Annotated in this window: 21 protein-coding genes; 1 reads left to right on the top strand and 20 read right to left on the bottom strand. The window is 48.3% G+C overall.

The features are described from left to right. Positions 1–41 precede the first annotated feature (41 nt). From JYJ62_RS14175 to JYJ62_RS14165, 3 genes are all read right to left on the bottom strand, one after another. Positions 42–1,913 (bottom strand): MrcB family domain-containing protein, encoded by a 1,872-nt coding sequence (locus JYJ62_RS14175; RefSeq protein WP_205342881.1) that lies wholly within the window; start codon positions 1,911–1,913, stop codon positions 42–44. Positions 1,914–2,040: 127 nt separating this feature from the next. Further along, positions 2,041–3,390: a type II toxin-antitoxin system HipA family toxin gene (locus tag JYJ62_RS14170; protein WP_205342880.1), complete on the bottom strand. Its 1,350-nt coding sequence runs from the start codon at positions 3,388–3,390 to the stop codon at positions 2,041–2,043. Continuing rightward, positions 3,380–3,670, bottom strand: coding sequence for a helix-turn-helix domain-containing protein (locus JYJ62_RS14165; protein WP_205342879.1), 291 nt, complete (start codon positions 3,668–3,670; stop codon positions 3,380–3,382). Before JYJ62_RS14165 ends, JYJ62_RS14170 begins: the two co-directional genes overlap by 11 nt. A gap of 303 nt (positions 3,671–3,973) precedes the next feature. Here JYJ62_RS14165 and JYJ62_RS14160 point away from each other — a divergent pair, with 303 nt between their 5' ends. Further along, the gene (locus tag JYJ62_RS14160) at positions 3,974–4,210 is read left to right on the top strand and encodes a hypothetical protein (protein WP_205342878.1); all 237 of its coding nucleotides are present in this window, start codon (positions 3,974–3,976) and stop codon (positions 4,208–4,210) included. Positions 4,211–4,423: 213 nt separating this feature from the next. Here the strand turns inward: JYJ62_RS14160 and JYJ62_RS14155 are convergent, their stop codons facing one another. The 17 genes from JYJ62_RS14155 to JYJ62_RS14075 all read right to left on the bottom strand — a co-directional run bounded on the left by JYJ62_RS14155 (position 4,424) and on the right by JYJ62_RS14075 (position 21,123). After that, positions 4,424–6,730 (bottom strand): TonB-dependent receptor plug domain-containing protein, encoded by a 2,307-nt coding sequence (locus JYJ62_RS14155; protein ID WP_205342877.1) that lies wholly within the window; start codon positions 6,728–6,730, stop codon positions 4,424–4,426. A 122-nt stretch (positions 6,731–6,852) separates the two neighbouring features. Continuing rightward, the gene (locus tag JYJ62_RS14150) at positions 6,853–7,191 is read right to left on the bottom strand and encodes a DUF2946 domain-containing protein (protein ID WP_205342876.1); all 339 of its coding nucleotides are present in this window, start codon (positions 7,189–7,191) and stop codon (positions 6,853–6,855) included. Between the two features lie 438 nt (positions 7,192–7,629). Then, on the bottom strand, positions 7,630–9,006 hold the full coding sequence (locus JYJ62_RS14145) for a short-chain fatty acid transporter (protein WP_205342875.1): 1,377 nt from the start codon (positions 9,004–9,006) through the stop codon (positions 7,630–7,632). A 514-nt stretch (positions 9,007–9,520) separates the two neighbouring features. Continuing rightward, entirely contained in the window at positions 9,521–10,111 is a 591-nt protein-coding gene (locus tag JYJ62_RS14140) for an antibiotic biosynthesis monooxygenase (protein ID WP_205342874.1), read from the bottom strand. 49 nt (positions 10,112–10,160) lie between these two features. Beyond that, positions 10,161–10,352 (bottom strand): 2-hydroxymuconate tautomerase, encoded by a 192-nt coding sequence (locus tag JYJ62_RS14135; protein WP_205342873.1) that lies wholly within the window; start codon positions 10,350–10,352, stop codon positions 10,161–10,163. 105 nt (positions 10,353–10,457) lie between these two features. Then, positions 10,458–11,282 carry a SphA family protein gene (locus JYJ62_RS14130; RefSeq protein ID WP_205342872.1) on the bottom strand — a complete coding sequence of 275 codons (825 nt, stop codon included), beginning with the start codon at positions 11,280–11,282 and terminating at the stop codon, positions 10,458–10,460. A gap of 76 nt (positions 11,283–11,358) precedes the next feature. Continuing rightward, complete coding sequence (gene dmpH, locus JYJ62_RS14125) at positions 11,359–12,153, bottom strand: 2-oxo-3-hexenedioate decarboxylase (protein ID WP_205342871.1); 795 nt, start codon at positions 12,151–12,153, stop codon at positions 11,359–11,361. After that, positions 12,153–13,181, bottom strand: a complete 1,029-nt coding sequence (gene dmpG / locus JYJ62_RS14120; RefSeq protein ID WP_205342870.1) for a 4-hydroxy-2-oxovalerate aldolase — start codon at positions 13,179–13,181, stop codon at positions 12,153–12,155. Before dmpG ends, dmpH begins: the two co-directional genes overlap by 1 nt. Before the next feature lie 11 nt (positions 13,182–13,192). Further along, on the bottom strand, positions 13,193–14,104 hold the full coding sequence (locus tag JYJ62_RS14115; protein ID WP_205342869.1) for an acetaldehyde dehydrogenase (acetylating): 912 nt from the start codon (positions 14,102–14,104) through the stop codon (positions 13,193–13,195). Between the two features lie 24 nt (positions 14,105–14,128). After that, positions 14,129–14,914: a 2-oxopent-4-enoate hydratase gene (dmpE, locus tag JYJ62_RS14110; protein ID WP_205342868.1), complete on the bottom strand. Its 786-nt coding sequence runs from the start codon at positions 14,912–14,914 to the stop codon at positions 14,129–14,131. 11 nt (positions 14,915–14,925) lie between these two features. Further along, positions 14,926–16,386: a 2-hydroxymuconic semialdehyde dehydrogenase gene (locus JYJ62_RS14105; RefSeq protein ID WP_205342867.1), complete on the bottom strand. Its 1,461-nt coding sequence runs from the start codon at positions 16,384–16,386 to the stop codon at positions 14,926–14,928. Positions 16,387–16,465: 79 nt separating this feature from the next. Continuing rightward, complete coding sequence (locus JYJ62_RS14100; RefSeq protein WP_205342866.1) at positions 16,466–17,386, bottom strand: catechol 2,3-dioxygenase; 921 nt, start codon at positions 17,384–17,386, stop codon at positions 16,466–16,468. A gap of 26 nt (positions 17,387–17,412) precedes the next feature. Continuing rightward, entirely contained in the window at positions 17,413–17,736 is a 324-nt protein-coding gene (locus tag JYJ62_RS14095; RefSeq protein ID WP_205342865.1) for a 2Fe-2S iron-sulfur cluster-binding protein, read from the bottom strand. A gap of 18 nt (positions 17,737–17,754) precedes the next feature. Further along, complete coding sequence (locus JYJ62_RS14090; RefSeq protein WP_205342864.1) at positions 17,755–18,816, bottom strand: NADH:ubiquinone reductase (Na(+)-transporting) subunit F; 1,062 nt, start codon at positions 18,814–18,816, stop codon at positions 17,755–17,757. Positions 18,817–18,826: 10 nt separating this feature from the next. Next, complete coding sequence (locus JYJ62_RS14085; RefSeq protein ID WP_205342863.1) at positions 18,827–19,189, bottom strand: phenol hydroxylase subunit P4; 363 nt, start codon at positions 19,187–19,189, stop codon at positions 18,827–18,829. Between the two features lie 84 nt (positions 19,190–19,273). Next, entirely contained in the window at positions 19,274–20,824 is a 1,551-nt protein-coding gene (locus JYJ62_RS14080) for an aromatic/alkene/methane monooxygenase hydroxylase/oxygenase subunit alpha (protein WP_205342862.1), read from the bottom strand. Between the two features lie 29 nt (positions 20,825–20,853). Continuing rightward, positions 20,854–21,123 (bottom strand): MmoB/DmpM family protein, encoded by a 270-nt coding sequence (locus tag JYJ62_RS14075; RefSeq protein WP_205342861.1) that lies wholly within the window; start codon positions 21,121–21,123, stop codon positions 20,854–20,856. Positions 21,124–21,128 lie beyond the last annotated feature (5 nt).

The raw sequence follows: 21,128 nt of genomic DNA, 5'->3' as shown, positions 1-21,128 counted from the left end.
GCCACTCCCTTCGCTGTATTTTTAGCGCTACAGCCAGAACATCACGGCCAGAAACTTGTGAACATCGCGCTACCCAAGCGCTTCTTCATCCATGCCAGCTTGCCCTTCGAGCGACATGCTATACGCAGCACTTTCTCATCTTCAGTTGCATCCTCAGCCACTACCTTTTCCCTATATAAGTCGGGTCGCTGATTATCTGACTCATTCATGTGGTCAGCATCCCAGATCGGTACTAACTGCACAGCAAGCACTGCCTGTAGTTCTACTAAAAGCTCTTTCCCATCAACGGTTGTGAGCTTATCGCTATCACCTTCAATGCGCGGAAGCACTTTACACATCATAAAGTCATCCCATACAGCTTTTAAGGTCAGTTCGTCTTGCGGCTGGCTACTGATCACAGCCAATAACAATTCATTAAGCGCGCGGTAGGCTAGTTCAAACGGGGTGTTTTTTAATGTCGCATTGACCGCACTTAAAAACGCCAAGGTTTGTGAACCATCGGCATCACAGGTATTGGCCAAATCGTCTTGTTTTGCCTGCGACCAAATAGGATAACTGAGTTGTTTATTACGACTGTTTGACTCAAAAAACTCAACGTAGTTATTAGGGAAAAACTCACCAAAATCAAAGCTCAACGCGCGATCAATGACCTTGCGTGAAAAGCCATGGGTGGTTTCATCCATATTCACTGTGCCGGCAACCATTAAATTGAATGGAATGGCTAAACCATGCTCGCATATCAACTGCCATAGCTCGTCATATTCAGCCGCTTCAAAGCCTAAATCTTTACGCAGCTTGTCTGTATCTGCCACAGCACTAATCATCGCTGGTTTTAATAATGCATCGCTACTGTAGGTAAAAGTACCGCCATCCCAGCACCATTCACGGGTTTCTAATACAGACAAGTAGTCAGCAAAATACTGCTCTACTGGGGCAAGATTCATTTCATCTAAGCACAGCCAATAGGGCCGCACTTCATTAAGCGCATCACTATCGCCCGTGACAACCAAGCGCTCACCTTGCTCATCAATATGCTGTACTTCAATACTCAAACCATTATCAGCAATGCCACGCCATGCTTTGGCAATAAACTGTAAAACATCGGTGGTGATATATTCCGCTTGGCCATGATTTGAAAGGCGCGAAATATAACCGAGTAAATCACTTGGCTCATGCCAATCTGGGCGTACAGAGACTAAACAGTAAGTTTCATTAAATTGGCCTGAGGCTTTGGCCTGCTCGCGGACAAAACGGGTTTTACCTGTACCGGAGATGCCGGCTAGGAGGAGGAAGGGCTTGGAGAGCGGATAAGTAAACAAATTCGTATGGCTGTTTGTTTTTGGAGTTTCTACATTAATATTGCTATATATTTCCAAAAGCTCCGTTAGATCTGCGACTAGAACACTATCTTCTGGCATGTTTTCTAATGGATAAAATCTTGCTCCCGCAGAAGCCCACTCATAAGATTGACCTAATGCTGTGCTGGAACGAAGGTCGACTCTATCGTCCCAACTATTTAATCTAGGATCTGAATTGCGTATATTTTCTCTCAACTCTTTTGCTTTTTGCTTCGCTAGCCCTGTTCCATACCTTTTCTTCAGATCATGTGCTCCAAAGCCTAAAGACAAATAAACACCACTGCCATCAGCACGAAATAAATAGACCGGATAAATTCCTGACTGAGTGGATAGTGTTATTGCAGGGTTTAGGATTGAAAGCCATGGTACATCTGCCCAATTACCAGCTCCTGCACTGGCTTTTAACAAATAATTACTTTTGGGATCTAGTTTATTTTTAATTGTTGAAATTAAATCTCGTCTTAGCAATGTTGCTACTGGGTGACCTGTGAACTGCTCACCTTTAGCTTTTACCCAGCCATTAGAGATTTCTAATAGAAGTCGTTTTAAACTCATATACATCCCTTAAACTAAGACTAAAAATATCTGATATTTTAGCTCGTTCTTTTAATTTTGCTTATTCTAAAACATTAGAATTACATACCCTAACTCTTCCACACTTTTAAACGCTCTAGGCATATTACTAATCTGAATTAAAAAGCACCGCGTTCTCCTGTCGCCTCTGGTGCATTGTTTTCTCAATCGCTAACATCGTTGTTTTGCTGACCTCATGCTGCTTTGCAAGGGTAGTAAACTGATTGAGCGCATCAGCCACTTCATGAATACATTGCTGCGCATCGCTCCACGTAGCAAAACCGGCACTGGCTGCTAATTTTTGCATGACTTTAAGCGGTGGCGCTTTACCGTAACCAGCAAATGCTGTGGCATGTTCATTAAATGGATGCGGGCTATAGGTCACATCATAAAAAGGTGCAGGTTGCCATTGACCATCATCTGCCTGTAAAAAAGCCCAGTTTTTACTGTGATCATCTTGGTTAGCCGCCAATAGATTGAATATCGCGCGCCGAAATTGCAGTTGACCGGCCGCAGGTGACTTGCACAGTTGGCGACTGGCTTTGATTAGATCAACATAATCAAGACTGGGGCTGCGAAAATCAGCATCCAACAGGCCGCAAGCGCTGTGCATATGTAAACGGCCAACACTTTGTCTGTTTGGTACGTCTTGATTGACTGGCAAATAATCAAAACGCTTAAGTGCAAGCCAAGCTTGTGCACCACTATTTTCTGGGGCTTCGATGAGCTGCCAAATGGGCGGTTGGCATTTTGCATAGCTTGCCATCTGTAAATACACTGCTTCACATAAGCCTTCTTCGTGACCCAGCGCTAAGTTTTTCGAGGTGAACTTGACCAGCCAAGCTTCATCGCTCGGCTGCGCAAAGATTCGACATTGCTTCGTATCACCCGCCTGCATGTAGATTTGTGCTTTGGGTCGCGCGCCGCCAGAACTCCCTACGGCCACTAAAGCCGCGAGCACCTTTTGGGTATAGCCATCTAATTCATCATGCGTTTTATGATTAGATAAAGACTCATCAAATAAGGTTTGTGCCTCTAATCCTAAGGTTGCTAAATCAATATCTGTCCGAACCTCAGGTGAAAGTTCAGAAGCAGGTAGAAAGGATAAGGCGCCCATACCGTTGTTGCCCACAAAAGCCAGCCGATCCATTGCTGTCACTTGATTGGGTAAAATACCTTTTTGACGAAACACTCTATCTTGGAGCAACATTCCCCAGCCATCGGGAAGACTGTCACCGAACACACCATGTATGCCTTGATGTGGCTGCTTCGGTGCTGCCTGCAGCCGTGTATCTGTTTGCAAAGTGAAAGGTGATAAATTACCAAACTGGCTGATGTAGCTTTCATCATATTGAAAAAAGACACCTTGTAGGTTCTGTGCTAAAACCCCGACTGACACGCGCTGTCCGGTGCTAAGAGTACGAATAATATCCAGCTTCCGAACGGGTTTAAAACTCATCTTTAAGCACCTCAGCAATGCTGGTTGGCATAGTTGCATGATCAGTGCTGGCTTGAGTCAGCTGATAAAGTCGATCAAGTGAATCGAGCGATTGCCACAACAACAATAACTGGCGAAATGAGATTTGTCCGGTAAGCTCAAACTTCTTAATGGTCGAAGCAGGTACACAGCTACGCTTAGCCAGCGCTTCGCGCGACAGCTTGGCTTGTTTACGCAAGCCAAGCAAATATGCGGCATACGCTTGACTCACATCAGTATCATCTAGCAATGAAAGACGCATCACCACCTCTAAATAGACACAGTGATGTCTAATATACATAAAAAATACAAATAATAGACATCATTATATCCAATATAAAGAAAAAACTCTAAAAGCTTCGCGCTTCACCCTCAGCAGCTGACCTGCTCCACACACCTTGCCCCTGAGCCCATTAGTGCTATCTTTTGGCTCATTCAGCGAGTCGAATAATCGATCTAATCGACTCATACCTACTCCGAGCACAAACAGGGCACCTTTATAACCACCCCACAATGGATCTGGCAGCAGCCTCATCGGTCTGACTCTGCTTGGCAGGAATGCGCTGTGCAGCCCAAGCTGGGTGCGCTGGATGGTGCGCTAAGAAAAATCGATCGCACGGTTTTTAAGGCAAATTTTTGGTTGCAGCATGCAGATAAAACACTGATTGAATCACAGCGTAAGGTACTCAACCGTTTACTTGATGGTGATTTTGCGCAAGGCATCCACGCCACTCAATATCAGCGCGTGGTTAAGGTCAGTCAAGCCACCGCAACCCGCCATCTCGTAGCGCTAGTTGAGTGAGGTGTGTTGATAAAGCTACCTCGCGGCGGGCGCAGCACCCGATATACCATCACCCGTTGAGGCTGTAACTACAGTAAAAACAAAGCCACTGCCCAAGCATCCCCAGACAGTGGCTTTATGTAACTCTATTCAGAACACGCCAAGCAACTTATGCCTTGTAGGCCGACAGAAACGCAAGTTTGCACAGCAGGCCGTGCAGACTTGCCGCCAGAATCAGAAGGCCACATTGACGCCTGTATAGAAGGAGCGGCCCATTCCCGGCACAGCGACGCCCCACTCAATACCATTCATCGACATGGTTCGGCCTTGGGCAGTGTAAGCACCGCCGGTAGGTAGGTAGTAGAATTTGTCAGCTAAATTCTCCACCCCGAAGTCCAAGCGCACCTTGTCCCAGCTGTGGCTGAAGCGCAAGTTGAATAGTGTGTAGCCGGCCGTCTGGATCTCATTGCGTACATCGGAACCATGGTTCTTCGACTGCACGCTGAGCATTTCTAGACTGTTATTCCAGCCACTCAGTTGCTGCGTTAGGGTCAGAGTGGCATTGAGCGGCATGCTGTTATACAGCTCATCGCCGCTATCGCGGTTCTTACCGTTGCTGTAGTTAACTACACCACTTAAGCCCCACTGGCCCAGCTCATTGCTGAGCAGTGGCATGCGTCCAGCAATGTCCACACCATAGATACGCGCCGACTGATTAGCATACTGCAGCACATTAAACTGATTCGGGGTGATCGTTTTACCCGGCAGACTCACCGCATCGATGTAATCATTGACCCGCGTGTAGAACGGCGTGACTTTGAGTTCATGTTCGCGATCAGCGCTGTGCCAATCAAAAGTAACCGAGGCGATGTGCGCTGCTTCCGGCTTAAGATTGACGTCGCCGACATAACCATTGCCGTCGCCGACAAAGTTATTCATCGTCGCGGCCATGGCCCAAGTCGACCAGCTATAACGCTCATACAGGTTAGGCGAACGCACCTTGCGCGCCACGCCGAATTCGATATCAAGGTTGGTATCGTGGCTGTAATGCGCGAGAGCGGTCAAATCCCAGTTGTTGTCGCTCTGGCTACGATTGCTGGCATTGAAAGCGGCAGCTTCGGGAATCTGGTTGCCTTGCGCGCCGCCATAGCCATGTACTTGTCCAGCATCGCTGGCGACATGCTCATAACGCACGCCGACGAGGGTGAGCCAGCTCGGATTAAGTTGTACTTCCCACTCACCGAACAGACCGAGACGATCGCGCTCGCCGTCTTTGATGTTTTCAAAGGTATTCGGCCACATGCCACCACCTGATGCGGGCCAGTAATCATTGAGGCGGTAACGCTGGTATTCACCACCGATACGGAGCAATTCACGCTCGCTCAGATCAATGCTGGCCTTAACATTGCCGCCAAAAGTCTTGCCTTCGCTGTCCATTGGCATACCGGCGGCACAGGTCGGGCCTAGCGGGCTGCAAGCGCTGCCGGCGCCTGACGCCCCGCCATACCAGAAACGTTTGTCTGGGCCAAAATTCATCTTGTGTTCAACTTTTTCGTGATAGAGCTGTGTCTCCAAAGCACCCCAGTCGAACTGGCTGAGGTAACGTAGATTAATACGCTCCTGAGTATTATCGGTCATGTCCATGCGCTGGTTGGGGAACAGTTCCTGCGGTACGCTCTGATAGCCGAGTTTGAGTTCTAACAGATCCTCACCCAGTTTGAGTGCCATGCTCAGATCATGGTTTGCTGTTTCATAGGCGGTGGAGGCCACCTCATCCAGCGCAGCTGTTTCACCATAACGACCGGTGGCACGGCTGCTTTTGAACTTGCCACCCGCCATGTAGTTGTTGGCCTTGCTGTAGCTGCCAGCGTAACGAATATTAAAGACATCGTTGGCATGCGTCGCAGAGAAGTTACCGCCTCGCGCATCGTTGTTGCTGCGCATGAAGGCACCGATCTCACCCTTGTTAATGCTCGCCGCTCCCGGCTCTGCAAACTCGGGCTTAGCACTCTCAGCGATGATCGTGCCACCGATGCTATCGCCACCAACACTGACCGGGGTGATGCCGGAAAAAACCTGCAGTGTGTCGAGGTTATTCGGATCAACGTAGGATAAAGCTGGGTTCATATGGTTAGGACAGGAAGACACCAAGTCCATACCATCGACCTTAATGCGCAGGCGGTCATCCGCTAAGCCACGGATAACTGGCAGACTAGAAATACCGCCGGTACCGTTGAGGCTAACACCGGGCACACCACGCAGTAGCGTAGCTGTGTCGCTAGTCGCAGAGCTCAGATTACGTAGGGTTTGCTGCGAAACCGAAGTAGCACCGAGCGGCTCTTGCTCCGCCTTAACCACACCGGGTTCAAGCTGTAGCGCCTCAGTCACAACAGGCGGTGACATTGTGTGGCCAGCGTGCTGGTCAGAGTTAACCGCTTCAACGGCAAGCGCTAGCGGGCTGAACAAAAACAGTAAGGTGGCACAAGCGCGGTAGTCGGCACGCGGACGGTTCATGGCACATTCAAAACGGATATGAGACATAGAATATTTCTCTAGGCATAAGTAATGAGCACCGCAAGATCCGCACGCGTAGCCAAGACGCAAGGCTGCACGACGATCAAGCGGCAAACAACAAAGATGGCGACTGATGGTTGCCAAAGCACTTAGGAAATAGGTGGAGCGCGGGTCAGCGCGCCAATGAATACGGTGTCACGACATATCACCAGCGGCGCAGGCGGCGCTGTCAGAATAGGCGGCGCTAGACAGGGTTGCGCTTGTGGCACACTGCTGGGAACGGCTGGTGAACTCAGTAGCAGGTTACAATAGCCGCACTTCGCCCAGTCCATCTCATGACTGACATTTGAAGGCTTAGTATGCTCATCGCTGCAGGCCTGCTCGTTACGCCAGCTTAACCCCTGCCCCAACAACGGTCCGACCAGCAGCAACAACATGGCCAACAGGCCAAGCCGACTGCAATATCGAACGAGTTGCGTATGAGACAAGGTGTTATCCATCCATAGAAATAAACAAGCAATGCATAGTAACGCAGAGCAATGTGTCTTTTAGCTGCGGCAGAAGGTCGCAAGCTAGTACTCCGATCACAGTCATCAAGCCCATAACGAAGTCGCCAAGATTCTGTCCGTTCCCCGCTGCCGCTAGTCCTTCGAACGTTTACCACCGGTCCGCAGTCTTTTAGTCTCGGGCAGCGCACTCGAAAGACGAGTATCAGCATCACCGAAAAGCCTCAACGCAAGCTCAATCTACTAATCTATATCAGGGTTGGCAGCGGCAAGATCTAGTTGATTATAAATGAGCTGGCGGTAGGCACCCGATATGCCATCACCAGTTGATGATTTTATGGGCTAGAAAAAGAAAAACCACTGCCCAAGAATCCTCAGGCAATGGCTTTATTTAACACGCGACAGAACACGCGAATGATTTTAGAACAGCAAAAATCCCAGCGAAATAATCACCCCAGAGCCAATCAAGGCCATTAAGCAATAACCCATCACATCTTTAGCGCTAAGACCGGCAATGGCCAACGCTGGTAGCGCCCAAAACGGCTGGATCATATTAGTCCAAGCATCGCCCCAAGCAATCGCCATCGCGGTTTTTGCCGCATCAACGCCGAGTGCTGCGCCAGCCGGCATCATAATTGGCGCTTGTACGGCCCACTGACCGCCGCCAGAAGGGACAAAGAAGTTAACAATCCCGGCACTCCAGAAAGTGAAGAGTGGGAACGTCGTTTCGTTGGAGATCGAGACGAATGCTTGCGAAATTACCCCAGCTAAGGATGCGCCATCAGGCCCCACTGCGGTCATCATCCCCATGATGCCTGCATAGAACGGGAACTGCAGCAAAATACCGGAACAGTTACGGGCACCTTGCGAGACCGCACCCAGTAAGCTTTTTGGCGTGCCATGCAGCACAATCGCAGTGAACAAGAAGATAAAGTTGACGATATTAAGGTTCAGTGCAAAGCCATTGTTAATAAAGTAATAAATGATGTAAGCAAAGCCCATCGCACCGAGCGTCATCGACAGAACACGACTGTTTTCCATGCGTTCAGCGGGCGTCATTTTACCGCCAGTGACAACAACAACCTCTACTTCTTCTTCAAGCAGTTTTGGATCAATGCTAATAACGTCTTGCGGTGCCGGATGCATCAAGCGATTCAAGAGCGGAATAGTAATAAACATCACCGCTAAAATCGTCAGATTCATTGGCGAGAAAAGCGTTTCCGAGGTTGGAATAGCCGCAGTCACAGCGCCATTGGTCACCTTAGAAAGATCCGCACCACCAGCAATCGTCAAAGGAATCGAGCCAGACAAACCGCCATGCCAAAACAAAAAGCCACTGTAAGCAGAAGCGATTAGCAAACGATAATCCACACCACGTACACGGGCGGCGATCTCACGAGCAAAAATTGCCCCGACCACTAGACCAAAACCCCAGTTCACCCAGCAGGCTAAAGCACTGACCATGGTGACTAAAATAATAGCTTGACCCGGTGTTTTTGCGATACCTGCCATTATGGCTAACTTACGTTTAAACGCCGGTGCACTGGCCATGGCATGCCCAGTCAGCACCACCATTGCCATCTGCATCGAGAAGCTGAGTAAATCCCAAAACCCTCCGGCCCAAGCATTCACTACTTGCATCGGACTTTGTCCGGTACTTGGCATCACCAATAAAAACACAGCAAAGGTCAGCACAATAGCGAAAATAAAGGGATCCGGAAGATAACGTTGTACCAAGGTGACAAAGAACTGACTTACTTTCTGTAAAACCGTTGGTTTTTGTACGAGAGTATTCATGGGTTTTCCTTTTTTATGTTTTTTATCAGAAAAGCGTCACGCCTGACGTCTTTGCGTCATGATCAATTTCCAGCAGATTTTTTCTAAGCCTTACAAGAAGAATGTGTTTTAAATGCAATAGAACTGCGTTCACGTCCTTTACGTAAAGGTCAGTTATACCAGCGTATTGACTTTGTTTAAAAGGGCTAACAGAAAACTTATCAGAGCGCATTGCTCAGACAGCAACCAAAACCGGCGCAACTCAGTGGAGAACGACACAGCTGTACAGCTCTGTTTTATAGATCAGCACGCGGTTTGATGCCAATACAATTAGCGCTTATCTTCTGCGCTTCTTTAATTGAGAGTAGCTGGCATATATCACGCTTGGCCGGCAAGATGAATGTATATTGCGCTTGCGATCATGCTCGCGCGACTAGCACAAAACTGCTGCAGGTCGGGAGCAGCATCATTAACTGCTCGGGTAAAAGGAGACACCCCTAGCCGTTAATGATGCTTTCTTGCTTAAAAATACATTTTAACTGCGACTCTGCTCCTGTTTTGGATACAGCCAAAACGCAAACCAGCGCGTGAAGCGTGGCATCAACACATACGACATTAATGGCATTAGAACGCCGGTAATCATCATCGTACGCAGCAACAATGGTAGCGGCTCAAGCAGCCCACCAAACACTAAAAAAATGATAGAGACTGTGGGATAGAGGGCCAGCCAGCTGACTACGGTCATTTTATATTTAGCGGGTGGCTGCACTGGATTTTGTGTCGGTAAAGTAAACCAAGTGACCATCCCTGAGAGCACTTCAGTTTTCGCTGGAGCAACCAGCAGTTTTTCAAAACTCTCTAGATGCGCTAAGCGCTCAGGAGAATTTTGCCAGTGCTCAAGGTCCTCTTGGCTGCGAAACTTAAAGACAATACGGTATTCAGGGTCATCAGCTGTCGCCGGACGGAACATATTGCTGCCCAGATGGCCTGGAAATTGAGTTGCTGCCATCGACATCGCTGTACTTAGTTTCTCAAACTCCGCTTCACTGCCGGGCTTAACTCGCCGAGACACAACAACGGTAACCACTTTATCGATATCTTCAGTGGCTGAGGTGACATGGTTCATGATTTATTCCTACCTTATCTGCATGCAAACCTATGTAGGTAAAATCCACTTACCTGCCAAGCTTTTTAGCTGAACTGCCAGCGATCCCGAAGTGCTGCTTAGGCATTTCAGTAATAATCACACGCACCGCTTCTCTGGGTGCTTTCAGCGTTTTCACTATAGCCTCAGTGATCTCAGCGATTAACTCTTCTTTAACCTCATCACTGCGACCTTCTAGAATATAAAGTTGTGCAATTGGCATAATTATCTCCGATATTTTAATTTAAAAAATATATGTTACAGGTAAAGCCTCTACACTCAGGCCGACGCCAACTTTCGGGCGCAAAGGCTTTAACCTATGCTGTTTTCAGAATACCTTGGTCAATGACGCGCGGATGACTCGGCCTTTAAAATTATCTCGAACAGACACTTCACGATACGCGGCCAACTCGGCACCCAACATCAAGCTCGGCCAGAAGTTACCCACAGAAGCACCGACAGCATTACGTTCGCCTTTACCACCGCCGGTTTCTTTAGTGTTGTAACCGACCAAACCAACATCCAGCGCGCCATAGCTTTTGCTCAAGCCCCACTCGAGGATCATTTCGTCATCGAGCTTACTTTTAGTTGGCATTTCATAACGTCCCAAGACGCTAAAAGAAATATCATGCGCTTGGCTCAGCTTAAAATTACCGCCATAGGTCAGCATCACCGATTTGTGCTCTTTTCCTGGGCTGGCTAAAGAGCCACTTTTACCACTGGTCGTCCAGTAACCGATGCCGCCGACTGCATCCCAGCGCTCGCCGTGCCAACCAATAACACTGCCTAAAAAGGCATCACCAAAGCCTGATTCTTTATCTTTCAGCGCACCACCAGCGATGCTGATATCAGTTCGAATCATGGGCAAAATAGCTTCGAAAGTTAAATCACCGCCCAGTACCTTTTGCTCTGTCACCCAAATCAAACGATGCGCTAGCGCATTCACAGTCACTTTACTATCGGACGGTAAGCCATCTGACTTAGTCGCACGGTAATCCACAGCATAACCTCTGTAATACACACCAGGCGGTGGTACAGCACTGGCCTTGATCCCTTCAATGCCGGGCACATAGTGGGAGTCAGAAGCAAAAGCAGTGATTGCTAAACACGAGGTCACAACAGCTGCCGCGAGCTGATTAAATTTAGTTTTCATAGGCCACCTTTTATTATTTTTGTGTGTACTTGCTGGACATCCTTGTCCTGTTTTTAGGTTCAGAGTCGCAGACGGATTAAACAAACTTAGCCGTAATGCTGCCTAAACCTTGATAACGTATGTTGATGGAGTCACCTTTATTAACCGTGACTGCCGCGGTAATACCACCGGTCATAATAAAAGTACCCGCTGGAATCTCTTCGCCGCGCTCACCGAGCATATTGGCCAACATGGCCACTGACGCAGCAGGATGACCGAGCACAGCGGCACCGGCACCAGTGGCAACGATTTCACCGTTAATTTCCATCACCACGCCAAGATTTTTAAGATCAACATCCTCTAAGCGCGCCATGCGTCCACCGGTGATAAAACGGCAGGAGCTGGAGTTATCAGCAATCACACTTTTTAAGTCGAACTTAAAATCTTTGTAGCGTGAATCAATCACTTCAACAGCAGGAATAATAAAGTCGGTGGCTCTTAATACATCACCGATATGTATACCTGGGCCTTTCAGAGCTGTTTTAGTGACAAAAGCAATTTCTGCTTCAACCTTCGGGTGAATCAGCTCATCTATTTTAATTTCGCCACCTTCAGGTACGCTGAAGTAGTCGGCCAAATAACCATAGCAAGGGTGCTCAACTTCCATTTGCGCCATTTTCGCCCAAGAAGTAAGGCCCATTTTCATCCCAACAATTTTGTGGCCGCGCGCTTCTTTACGACGACGCACTTCCCACTGCACATCAAACGCATCACGGTAGGTCATCTCTGGATATTTATCGGTGACCTTGGTGATTTCATAGGCTTTAAGCTCAGCGTCTTCGCAGTAGGTCGCTAACTCATCAATTTGTTCTTTAGTTAAATTATTGTCCATTAGATCAACCCTTTTTCTTTTGCCATGGTCAATGCCAGGTCTTCAATCATGTCTTCTTGTCCGCCCACCGTACCGCGGCGGCCGAGTTCAACCAGTAGGTCACGTGCCGAGATGCCGTACTTATCTTCAGCTCGTTTAGCAAACAGCAAGAAGGAGGAATAGACCCCGGCATAACCTAAGGTGAGTGAGTTGCGATCAACGCGCACTGGGTGGTCCATCATTGGCACCACTAGGTCTTCGGCAACGTCCATAATTTTGAATAGATCAATACCCGTCTCGACACCCATGCGATCCAACACCGCACACAACACTTCTAAAGGTGTGTTGCCTGCGCCAGCACCCAAACCTGCTACAGAACCATCAATACGGCTGGCACCGGCTTCAATAGCGGCAAGCGAGTTAGCAATGCCCATGCCAAGGTTGTGGTGACCATGAAAGCCCACTTCGACATTGGCAGGTAGCTCGCTACGCAATAATCCGATGCGCGCCGTGACATGATCCGGCAGCATATAGCCAGCGGAGTCAGTGGCATAAATACAGTTAGCGCCATAACTGACCATCAACTGCGCTTGTTCCAGGATTTTTTCTGGAGTGGCCATGTGTGCCATCATTAAGAAGCCGACAGTGTCCATACCCATTTTCGACGCCAAGCCGATATGCTGCTGACTAACATCGGCTTCGGTACAGTGGGTGGCCACGCGAATACTGCTGACACCACAATCGTTGGCCATTTTTAAATGTTCGACTGTACCGATACCCGGCAGTAAAAGAGCTGACACTTTGCTGTGTTTCATGTGTGGCACAACGGCTTTGAGATACTCTTCATCGCTGTGCGCTGGGAAGCCATAATTCACCGAAGCACCGCCGAGTCCGTCACCATGGGTGACTTCAATCATTGGCATACCGGCTTGGTCTAAGCCTTTAGCAATGTTGACCATTTCTTCAATAGAGATTTGGTGACGCTTAGCGTGCATACCATCGCGCAGGCTCATGTCGTGCAACGTGACTTTTTTACCTTGCAGATTCATCTGATATCTCCCTAGCCGCGTGTTGGCAAAGTGATGGTGTTGTTGGCCGCTTCTTCCGCAAACATTTCAGCGGTACGCAGCGCTGCCGCGGTCATAATGTCGAGGTTGCCCGCATACTTAGGTAAGAAATCACCTAGGCCCTCAACCTGCATAAAACAGGAGACGCGCTTGCCATCAAACACCGGTCCATTGACTAACTGGTAACCGGGTACATAACGCTGCACTTCTTTAACCATTGCGTGGATGGATTCAGTAATAGCCGCTTGATCAGGTTCGTCCTCAGTGAGGCAGTGAACAGTGTCGCGCATCATTAACGGCGGCTCAGCCGGATTAATAATAATGATGGCTTTACCTTTTTTCGCACCACCGACTTGTTCTACGCCACTGGCAGTGGTGCGGGTAAATTCATCAATATTGACGCGGGTACCTGGGCCCACCGAGCGCGACGATACGGTGGCAACAATTTCACCGTAAGCGACTGGCTGCACTCGAGAAATGGCCGCCACCATAGGGATGGTGGCTTGGCCGCCACAGGTGACCATATTGACGTTCATCGCCAAGTTTTTAGTTTGCTCAGTCAAGTTCACTGGTGGCACACAGAAAGGGCCGATCGCAGCAGGCGTCAAGTCAATCATAATCACGCCCAACTCATTAAGTTTGCGACTATTTTCGGCGTGAACATAGGCTGAAGTGGCATCAAAAGCGATACGGATATCGTCTGCAATCACCTGCGCTAACATGCCATCAACGCCTTCAGCGGTGGTTTTTATGCCCATCTCGGCAGCCCGCTTTAGACCTTCAGAAGTCTGATCAATACCAACCATCCATACCGGCTCGATCCATTCGGAACGCTGCATTTTCATCAGTAGATCAGTACCGATATTACCGGGACCAATAATCACTGCTTTAAGTTTCTTATTCATATTATTTTCCACTGGGTGGGTAACTTAAACAAAACGCACGGAAGCGTTACCAATACCACCAATACTCACGCTCATAAAATCACCGGCTTGCACCGGCTCTAGAGGAACAAGAGAACCAGAGAGAATGACCTCGCCGGCTTTTAGAGGGATACCAAAGTGCCCCAATGTGTTGGCCAGCCAAACCACGCAGTTCACTGGGCTACCTAAGGCTGCTGCACCGGCTCCGGTACTAATAATTGAGCCATTCTTTTCCACCACCATGCCGCAGGTAGCTAAATCAACTTGAGTAGGGCTCACTGCCCTATCACCGAGAACAAACAAGCCACAGGAAGCATTATCAGCAACGGTGTCTTCAATTTTTATTTGCCAGTTGTCAATGCGTGAATCGACCACCTCAAAGCACGGCATCACGCAATCGGTTGCGGCAAGGACATCGGCCGTTGTGATGCCCGGTCCCAGTAAGTCTTTTTTGAGAATAAAGGCAATCTCACCTTCAGCACGCGGCTGCATCAGCATCTGGCTGATCGGCATTTCTTCACCCTGACTAAAAGCCATTTTATCGGTCAGATAACCAAAGTCAGGCTGATGCACATTCAACATGTTCTGCACCGCTTTCGAGGTCACGCCGATTTTTTTGCCGATGATTCGTTCCCCAGCAGCAAGACGGCGCTCAAGCATGCGCAAAGAAATCTGGTAAGCATCTTCAATCGTAATGTTGGCATAGCGTTCGGTTAAGGGTCGAATCACTCGGCGTTCTATCATTGCTTGATACAGCTCATCGCCACAGCTTTGAATAAGTTCTTTATTCATTACGTTCTCACCTATAGTTTGATGCAGATGTTTTTCATTTCGGTATAAAACTCCATACCATGGATACCACCTTCACGGCCAATACCTGACTGCTTAGCACCGCCAAACGAGGTGCGCAGATCACGCAAGAACCACGAGTTAACCCAAACAATACCGGCTTCCATGTGCTCAGCAACGCGAATCGCACGCGAGGTGTTTTCAGTCCAAATAGCGGCGGCAAGGCCATAATCAGTATCATTGGCTAAGGCGATCACTTCTTCTTCGTCATCGAAAGGCCGGATATGACAGCAAGGACCAAAAATCTCTTCGCGGATCACCCGCGCGTCATCAGCTAAGCCGGTCCAGATCGTCGGCTCGATCCAAGCTCCAGCATTCAGCGCTTCACCCATATCTGGAATGCCACCACCGATTTCTACGGTTGCGCCTTCCTCAACGGCAAGGTCATAGTAGTATTTCACTTTTGCGCGGTGCTCGAGACTCACCAACGGACCAAAGTTTGCCTCGCTATCTTCAGGTCGACCCAGCTTAAGCTTGGCTACTTCTTCTTTCATGCGCGCAACAAATTGAGCAAAAATAGGACGCTCAACATAGACTCGCTCTGTACCCAGACACACCTGACCACAGTTGACAAACGCTGAACGCATGGTGCCTTCAACGGCTTTTTCTAGATCGCAATCAGCAAACACCAGTGCTGGGTTTTTACCGCCACATTCTAGTGAGATGTTACGTAAACCGACTGCAGCAGCTTTCATAATCGCTTCACCAGTGCGGGTTTCGCCGGTGAAAGTAATGGCGTTAACATCCGGATGCGTGGTTAAAAACTCACCCGCAGAGTCAGGACCAAAGCCGTGTACGACGTTAAAGACGCCCGGTGGAACCCCACATTCGTTCATCACTTCACCCAGTAAAGTGGTGGTCATCGGTGTTTCTTCCGAAGGCTTAACGACCACGGTATTACCACAGGCTAAAGCAGGTCCCACTTTCCAAGTCATCAGTAGTAGCGGTAAGTTCCACGGGGCAATCACGGCAATCACACCTTTGGGCGTTCGATGGCCGAAGTTCATCGCACCTTTGCCATCGGGGGTATCCATACGGAAACCTTCAGTGGGCAAATTAGCCACTGTTTCCGTAAAAGCTTTAAAGTTAGCGGCACCACGTGGAATATCAATCTGTGCAGCCATAGAGCGAGGCTTACCCGTATCTAAGCACTCTGCCTCTAAAAACTCATCAAAACGTGCATTGATTCGCTCAGCGACTTTATTGAGTAATTGCGTACGCTCGACTTGAGTGAGCTTGCTCCAAGGTCCTTTGAGCGCGGCTTTAGCGGCTTGTACTGCTGCGTCAACTTCCTCACGACCGGCCTCATGTATTGTACCGATCAGGCTATTATCGACCGGACTACGGTTGTCAAAGGTTTTACCACTGGCGGAAGAAACATACTGACCATTGATAAAGTGCTTAAATTCTTTCATAAAATTTTCCCGTATTGAGCTTATTTCCCCAGCAAGCCAGCATGGCGTCAGCTCATTAAAGCTGACGCCAAAACGTTACTTACGTTAAAACCGACAAGAAACGCTCATTCAGTTGACGGTCATGGTAGAAAATAGCTTTTCCTAAATCTTCAGCTTTCCAGGTGGTTGGCTCGTGATCCGGATAGTAGTAGTCACCGCCACAAAACACTTCGTTACGGTTGCCGGACGGGTCAAAGAAGTAAATGGTTTGCCCGTGGGTTAAACCATGTCGCGTTGGACCAATGTCCAAGGAAGTATTGGTCATCGAAATAAGATCCGCGGCACGTAGCACATTCTCCCAAGTGTCGAGGTAGAAAGACGCATGGTGAAACTTGCCTTTTTCAGCGTGTTTAATAAACGCCACGTCGTGCGCTTTCATCGAAGCGGTTAAGAACAGCGCCACTCGATTATTGTCTGGGTCGAGCACTTGCTCAGCTAAGCCAAAGCCTAAGGTTTCAAACAGTTCAAGGTTACCCTCGAGGTCATCACCATAGAGCAGGCAGTGGTCAAAACGAGTGGCCTTCATACCTTTTAAATCACGCGGCCATGCTTCAGGGTTAACGTTACTGACGCCCCATTTGCCGGTCTGTTCTTTAGTGGCATACAGCTCAAAAGTGTGACCGGTTGGCGCAACAAACTGCATGCGTCGACCGCAGTCTTTTAAATCGCCCGCAGGTATTTCTTTGACCTCAATCCCCAGCTTGCGGACATCTTCCGCGAGCGAATCGATTGTGGCTTCATCAACACACTTAAAGCCCATAAAATCCATACCAGGCTCATCGGCTTCGCGCAGGACCACTGAATACTTGTCGACTTCCGTCCAGCCTTTAAGATAGACACGACCTTGCTCATCACGATCTGTTTCGATCAAGCCAATTAGGTCAACGTAGTGTTTAACGGCCTCTTCAATATCCAAAACACGGATCTGTACATGGCCGGGGCGCATTACACCTTTTCTCATGATAAATTCCTCATTGTTTTTGTTATCTAGCTTATTTTTGGTTGCTGCGTGTGCAGCTTAAAATGGTCTGATTCAATAACCAGATCACTCAAGGGTGTTAACCGACAGGCTAAGGCGAAACCCAAAGCTTGTTCTTCCTCGCTAATATGGGCGCGACTCATTCGTTTGGTTTGATAGTCACCTTGCAAAACTTTGATTTTGCAAAGCCCGCAGCCTCCGCCTCGACACCCCACGTTAATCGCGTGCTGACAGGCTTTTTCCATCCCCATCAACAAAGGCTCACCCTGAGGTAACCAGAACACTTGCTGACGGTTGATCACCGATATTTGATAAACGTTTTCTATAGCCATAAGTCATCTTCCAGCCAGCTAAATACGTTTAAATAAAGCCGACCTTGAATCAGCTTTTGCTCCATCTGAAGCGGTTAAAAACTTCTCCATATGGATATCTGCTTCAAACACCCGCCCCTGCATCAACATGGTGATGGCGGCATCAATCATCGGTGGCGGCCCACATAGATAAGCCTTATGGCCCGCTAAACGACCATCAAAGTGACTGTTAGCGGCTTCATGCACAAAACCGCAAAAACCATTCCATTGCTCCGCTTCTGACACTTCACTCAGAGCCGGTATGTAATGAAAATTACTGTATTGCTCGGCCAGTGCTGTTAACACTTCTCGTTTATAAAGTTCAACGAGGTTTCTTGCGCCTTGAAAGAGGAAAATCTGTCGAGTATCACCCGTTTCTAGCATGCCCTGAATCATCGACAAAGCGCTGGACAGCCCTGACCCACCGACAATAAAGATAACGTCCTTGTCATCTGATTTACGGACAAAAAACTGTCCATAAGGGCCTGAAATTTTAAGTTCATCGCCCGTGTGCATTGATTGGTGGATCCAGCTGGTACCCTTGCCGCCTGGCACCAAGCGCACATGTAAATCGATATAGCCGGCATCAGCACACGAGTTGGCGATTGAAAAAGCACGTGTTCCTTCTACGCCTGGCAGGTTAAGGTTGACGTACTGACCTTCCTGAAATTGCATCGGCCGATCCAATTGCAGTCGCACACCTTTAATGGTTGGCGAAAGATCCTCCATGGCCACCACCGTTGCTTGGTAGTCTTCAATCGGATAACCAGAAAAGTCCGGATCAACATCGACATCTGCTTCAATAACCAAATCGGATTCAGGTAAGGCGCAGCACGCCAGAACTACTCCTTCGTCACGCTCCATATCCATCAGAGCAAAAGGGGAAGCAGCGCCGACGTCAGCATCGCCCTCTAGCACCTGTACTTTGCAAGTGCCGCAGGTGCCATGCCCACAAGCAAAAGGCAGCCATATACCTTGCCTAAGCGCTGCATCGAGCAGGGTTTGCCCCTCTTCAACCTCAAACACATCGCCTGTTGGTTCAACCGTAACCTGATAAGACATAGCTTTCTCCTCAAACGCCCGCGTTCTGATAACCCTTTAGTTCTGGTGTCTGAAACCTGAGTAATGACTTGTGACCAATGCCTTGCTCTTGCAGGCTTTTATCGAGCTGTGGCGTGAAGGGCTCACCGTCAAGCAACCACGTTGCGCTATCCCAATTGATTTTGCTGTACTCAGGGTGCAGCGAAAAACCTTTAGGCAACATGCCGTCGCGTAATTCAGCAAAGGTCGCGGTCGGTGCGATCAAGTATGTGAACGCCGCACAAAACATCAGATGATGATCCCAACCCACATACACGAGTTGATTGCCGTCATAGTTTTCCACGCGGTCTCTGGCTGGAAACTTATAGTCAGGTGTTATAGCTACTACTGGCATAGTCTTTATTTCCTGTTCTAGGAGCTGCTCAGTCAACTTTGGCTGAGCAGCTTTATTTATTATTGTTCGAGTTGTAATCGGTTATTAAGCAACGTCTTTGTCTTTATCCTTGGCGTCTTTATTCTTGGCATCTTTTTCTGTGCCTTTCCACGCGTTCCAGCGCTGCTCGTCCGGCGACCCATTAAAGTCCATATTGTCATGGCCTAAATTGATCTTGTAGTAATCGCGCAACACATCTTCAACGCCCGGACCACCACAGTTACCTTGATAAATCTGGTTAACTGGCAGCCATGACTGGCTGAATTTCTCTGGTTCTTGATCAAAGATGTGCTTACAACCATCAGAGCAGAAGTGGTACTTCTCACCCTCATAATCGCTCGCCCGGTAGGAAATCATGGTTGGATCATCCATTTCCGTAAAGGCCATGGGGATCTGGCACGTGGTGCACAGCTGTGGCAATTCCTGAGTGTAGAAACGCTCACCGCGCTCTTCCATTTCTCTGGCCAGCTCCCAACGTGGACGGTAGTATTTATCGAAGGTGTCAGGGTATTTTTCACTGAGCCAATCCAACTCTTCTTCACTGGGAATCCAGGTGTGGAATGCTGCAGCATGACCGTAGTTATAGAAAATCCACCAGGTTTGGTGAGAGATATGCTCTTTTTCTTTGGCAGTAGTCTCAACAAATTTAGGCATACGAATACCGTAGCGGGCTAAGTCTTTAAACAGCGCACCACCAGCATCTTCGAAGTAGACTTCCCACGCTTCTTTCCAGGACATCACTTTGTTGGGCAGCATGTAGTCCATCATCATCGCGACGATGGATAACAAACGGGTACCGCGCCAGAACCATTTATCAATCCACTTCTGCACAATCGGCACGTTGTCTTCATGCTGTTCAAGCAGGAACTTGATGATTTCTAGACCCAAGGTCATGTGGCGTGCTTCATCCGACTGCGCGGAGAAACCAAAGGTGCAGGTGGCCATATCACCGTTGTGCGCCGCGCCTGACATAAAGGGCACAAACAACAGGTTGGTGAGAACATATTCAAAGCTAAAGCTAATGGCAATTAAGAACTCAAAAGGTCCAGCTGAACGGGCATCATCAAAGAAGGATTTAGTCACCGACAAGTACCAGACACGGTCATGCATATGTGTCCAGTCTTGCAGGCCATCAAAAAACTTATTGTAGTGGCTCATCGCATGAATCTGAGTTTGCACGTGACGCAGTTCATCAATCGACTGCAGCTGGCAAGCAATCCGTGCGCCGGCACCACTAAACTGGCGGCCCACATGCGCATAGCCTTGATAGGCTTGGTACTCTAATGGTGAAACACCAGTCAAAAAAATCTTTAAAGCGTTTACATAGCGCGCATCAGTAACGTTTAAATGGCCATTATTTTGTGCAAACGCATCAAAAATAGCGTAGAGCTTTTTCTCTTTTTCAGCCTGATACTTCCAGTACGAGTCCATGGTTAAACGGAAAGGATCTTCCCATTTGGACCAGTCAGTAATTTTTATGCCTTCAAAATCTTCATAGGGGAATGCTTCTTTGCGATCGGCATAATCGTAATCCCAGTCAAGATCACGGGTTAATAAACTATACTTATCTTTAAGATTCAGTTTTTTGGCAACCATAGTGTTTACCCTCTTATTATTGTGTTTTACTAAAAATTCCAGCTCAGGCTAAATTGATCTTCATCTTCATCAACATTGCCGCCGATAGTGATAAGGCTTAGATGCAATTCTTGTACATCCCAATCACGCCCTATTTTTTCTTCCACCGTCGTACGGCGCACCACCAAACCGCTTTCACTTTCAATTCGAATCATCGCTGGCTGATGAATAACTGTAGCTTCAGGATTGTCATCCACAATGGCGTCAACGATATAGCGAGAATCGTCGTTATCCTGCAGCGCTAAATAAACCTTAGACATGGTGA

Origin of the sequence: Denitrificimonas caeni, assembly GCF_905120345.1 — a bacterium.
Classification (GTDB): Bacteria; Pseudomonadota; Gammaproteobacteria; order Pseudomonadales; family Pseudomonadaceae; genus Denitrificimonas; species Denitrificimonas caeni_A.
The sequence above is the reverse complement of the archived record's forward strand: the minus strand, read 5'-3'. Positions and strand labels throughout refer to the sequence as shown.

Excerpts from the sequence above, each read along its gene's own strand:
- JYJ62_RS14175 (WP_205342881.1), bottom strand. The coding sequence starts at position 1,913 with ATGAGTTTAAAACGACTTCTATTAGAAATCTCTAATGGCTGGGTAAAA.
- JYJ62_RS14170 (WP_205342880.1), bottom strand. The coding sequence starts at position 3,390 with ATGAGTTTTAAACCCGTTCGGAAGCTGGATATTATTCGTACTCTTAGC.
- JYJ62_RS14165 (WP_205342879.1), bottom strand. The coding sequence starts at position 3,670 with ATGCGTCTTTCATTGCTAGATGATACTGATGTGAGTCAAGCGTATGCC.
- JYJ62_RS14155 (WP_205342877.1), bottom strand. The coding sequence starts at position 6,730 with ATGTCTCATATCCGTTTTGAATGTGCCATGAACCGTCCGCGTGCCGAC.
- JYJ62_RS14145 (WP_205342875.1), bottom strand. The coding sequence starts at position 9,006 with ATGAATACTCTCGTACAAAAACCAACGGTTTTACAGAAAGTAAGTCAG.
- JYJ62_RS14140 (WP_205342874.1), bottom strand. The coding sequence starts at position 10,111 with ATGAACCATGTCACCTCAGCCACTGAAGATATCGATAAAGTGGTTACC.
- JYJ62_RS14135 (WP_205342873.1), bottom strand. The coding sequence starts at position 10,352 with ATGCCAATTGCACAACTTTATATTCTAGAAGGTCGCAGTGATGAGGTT.
- JYJ62_RS14130 (WP_205342872.1), bottom strand. The coding sequence starts at position 11,282 with ATGAAAACTAAATTTAATCAGCTCGCGGCAGCTGTTGTGACCTCGTGT.
- dmpH (WP_205342871.1), bottom strand. The coding sequence starts at position 12,153 with ATGGACAATAATTTAACTAAAGAACAAATTGATGAGTTAGCGACCTAC.
- dmpG (WP_205342870.1), bottom strand. The coding sequence starts at position 13,181 with ATGAATCTGCAAGGTAAAAAAGTCACGTTGCACGACATGAGCCTGCGC.
- JYJ62_RS14115 (WP_205342869.1), bottom strand. The coding sequence starts at position 14,104 with ATGAATAAGAAACTTAAAGCAGTGATTATTGGTCCCGGTAATATCGGT.
- dmpE (WP_205342868.1), bottom strand. The coding sequence starts at position 14,914 with ATGAATAAAGAACTTATTCAAAGCTGTGGCGATGAGCTGTATCAAGCA.
- JYJ62_RS14105 (WP_205342867.1), bottom strand. The coding sequence starts at position 16,386 with ATGAAAGAATTTAAGCACTTTATCAATGGTCAGTATGTTTCTTCCGCC.
- JYJ62_RS14100 (WP_205342866.1), bottom strand. The coding sequence starts at position 17,386 with ATGAGAAAAGGTGTAATGCGCCCCGGCCATGTACAGATCCGTGTTTTG.
- JYJ62_RS14095 (WP_205342865.1), bottom strand. The coding sequence starts at position 17,736 with ATGGCTATAGAAAACGTTTATCAAATATCGGTGATCAACCGTCAGCAA.
- JYJ62_RS14090 (WP_205342864.1), bottom strand. The coding sequence starts at position 18,816 with ATGTCTTATCAGGTTACGGTTGAACCAACAGGCGATGTGTTTGAGGTT.
- JYJ62_RS14085 (WP_205342863.1), bottom strand. The coding sequence starts at position 19,189 with ATGCCAGTAGTAGCTATAACACCTGACTATAAGTTTCCAGCCAGAGAC.
- JYJ62_RS14080 (WP_205342862.1), bottom strand. The coding sequence starts at position 20,824 with ATGGTTGCCAAAAAACTGAATCTTAAAGATAAGTATAGTTTATTAACC.
- JYJ62_RS14075 (WP_205342861.1), bottom strand. The coding sequence starts at position 21,123 with ATGTCTAAGGTTTATTTAGCGCTGCAGGATAACGACGATTCTCGCTAT.